Annotated in this window: 2 protein-coding genes and 1 pseudogene; 2 read left to right on the top strand and 1 reads right to left on the bottom strand. The window is 61.8% G+C overall.

From position 1 onward, the window contains the following. The coding region (locus HP546_RS29535; RefSeq protein ID WP_372242477.1) for an enoyl-CoA hydratase-related protein at positions 1–185 on the bottom strand (185 nt) is incomplete at its 3' end. A 150-nt stretch (positions 186–335) separates the two neighbouring features. On the opposite strand from HP546_RS29535, the gene nhaB reads away from it, so the two are divergent. Together nhaB and HP546_RS31600 are read left to right on the top strand one after the other, a co-directional pair. Next, positions 336–1,838 (top strand): sodium/proton antiporter NhaB, encoded by a 1,503-nt coding sequence (gene nhaB / locus HP546_RS29540; RefSeq protein ID WP_172233220.1) that lies wholly within the window; start codon positions 336–338, stop codon positions 1,836–1,838. A gap of 196 nt (positions 1,839–2,034) precedes the next feature. Beyond that, positions 2,035–2,098: pseudogene (locus HP546_RS31600) on the top strand (dihydrofolate reductase); the annotation flags it as partial.

Consider the following 2,098-nt stretch of genomic DNA (forward strand, 5'->3'; position numbering starts at 1 on the left):
AAATGCTTGCCAGCACCACTGATCACCACCACGCGCACGGCGTCGGTGTCGTCCACCCACTGGAAAATTTCGATGATCTCTTCCCAGAAGGCCGCGTTCATCGCGTTGACCTTCTCCGGGCGGTTGATCTGGACGTGGGCGATGTTGTCGGTCAGTTCGACCTTGAATGCGCTGTATTCGGTCACGGGCGGCACTCCTGAGGGTGAAGGGTTCATACGGCGGATGGTAACCCAGCCCGATGACCGCACTTGTGCCAAAAACGGGACTGCATGCCTTGCCTAAGACGCAGCGATCCGGCACCGTGCGCCATTGTCGAATCATAAGGAAACATATTCATGACCCGCTCCCTGCCCAGGGCCCTTGCCCATGGTTTTCTGGGCCAGTCGCCGCTTTGGTACAAGGCGGTTATCTGCCTGTTCCTGCTGCTCAACCCACTGCTGCTGGTCAGCGTTGGCCCGGTTGCCGCTGGCTGGGCATTAGTGCTCGAGTTCATTTTTACTTTGGGCATGGCCCTGAAGTGCTACCCGCTAATGCCGGGCGGCCTGTTGCTGGTCGAAGCCTTGCTGCTGGAAATGACCACGCCGCAGGCGCTGTATGACGAACTGGTGCACAACTTCCCGGTCCTCCTGCTGCTGATGTTCATGGTGGCGGGCATCCACTTCATGAAAGAACTGCTGCTGTTCCTGTTCTCGCGCATCCTGCTGGGGGTGCGCTCCAAACCGGTATTGGCATTGCTGTTCTGCGTGTTGTCGGCGTTCCTCTCGGCGTTTCTCGATGCACTCACGGTGACCGCCGTCATCATCAGTGCCGCTGTCGGCTTCTACGCGGTTTATCACCGCGTTGCTTCCGGGACCAACCCACGCGAAGAGACTGCGCTGGACAGCGACCAGCAGGTAGCGCAGCTGCACCGTGATGACCTCGACCAGTTCCGCGCCTTCCTGCGCAGCCTGCTGATGCACGGCGCCGTCGGTACTGCCCTGGGCGGCGTCTGCACGCTGGTGGGCGAGCCGCAGAACCTGCTGATCGGCCATGAGATGGGTTGGCACTTCGCCGACTTCTTCCTCAAGGTAGCGCCGGTGTCGGTGCCGGTGCTCGCCGCCGGCCTGGTGACCTGCGTGCTCTTGGAGAAGCTGCGCCTGTTCGGTTACGGCACGCTGATGCCCGAACCGGTGCGCCAGGTGCTGGCGACCTATGCGGCGCAAGACGATGCCGCGCGCACCCAGGCCCAACGCATTGCACTGTGGGTACAAGGCCTGGCCGCGCTGATCCTGATCGTGTGCCTGGGGTTGCACGTAGCGGAAGTTGGCCTGATCGGCCTGATGGTGATCGTGCTGATTACCGCGTTTACCGGAATCACCGATGAACACCGCCTGGGCCGGGCGTTCCAGGACGCGATGCCGTTCACCTCATTGCTGGTGGTGTTCTTCGCCGTGGTGGCGGTGATTCATCAGCAGCAGTTGTTCAGCCCATTGATCAGCTGGGTGCTGACGCTGCCGGCCGAGCAGCAACCGGGCATGCTGTACCTGGCCAACGGTTTGCTGTCGGCGATCAGTGACAATGTGTTCGTCGCCACCATCTATATCACCGAGGTGAAACAGGCGTTCCTCAATGGCGGGATGAGCCGCGAGCACTTCGAAACCCTGGCGGTGGCGATCAACACCGGCACCAACCTGCCCAGCGTGGCCACGCCAAATGGGCAGGCGGCGTTCCTGTTCCTGCTGACCTCGGCGATTGCGCCGCTGATCCGGCTGTCGTATGGGCGGATGGTGTGGATGGCATTGCCCTATACCGTGGTCATGGGTGGGCTGGGGTGGTGGGCGGTGACCTACTGGTTGTGATGTAGACCTGTACCGGCCCTTTCGCGAACAAACCCGCTCCGACAGGATCGCCACAGGTTTCGAAAACTGTGCAGTACCTGTGGGAGCGGGCTTCACCCGCGAAAGGGCCGGCACAGGTTTCCGCTGTCGATTCTGCCCTGCGCCATTCGACTACCCAATGCCCACAGCCACCCCGGCTGGCATCAGGAGAGTCCCCATGCGCAAACTCATCGTAGCCGCCTTCATCAGCCTCGACGGCGTCATGCAGGCCCCCGGCGGCC

The organism is Pseudomonas sp. CM25, from assembly GCF_013179705.1.
Taxonomy (GTDB): Bacteria; Pseudomonadota; Gammaproteobacteria; order Pseudomonadales; family Pseudomonadaceae; genus Aquipseudomonas.

Excerpts from the sequence above, each read along its gene's own strand:
- nhaB (WP_172233220.1), top strand. The coding sequence starts at position 336 with ATGACCCGCTCCCTGCCCAGGGCCCTTGCCCATGGTTTTCTGGGCCAG.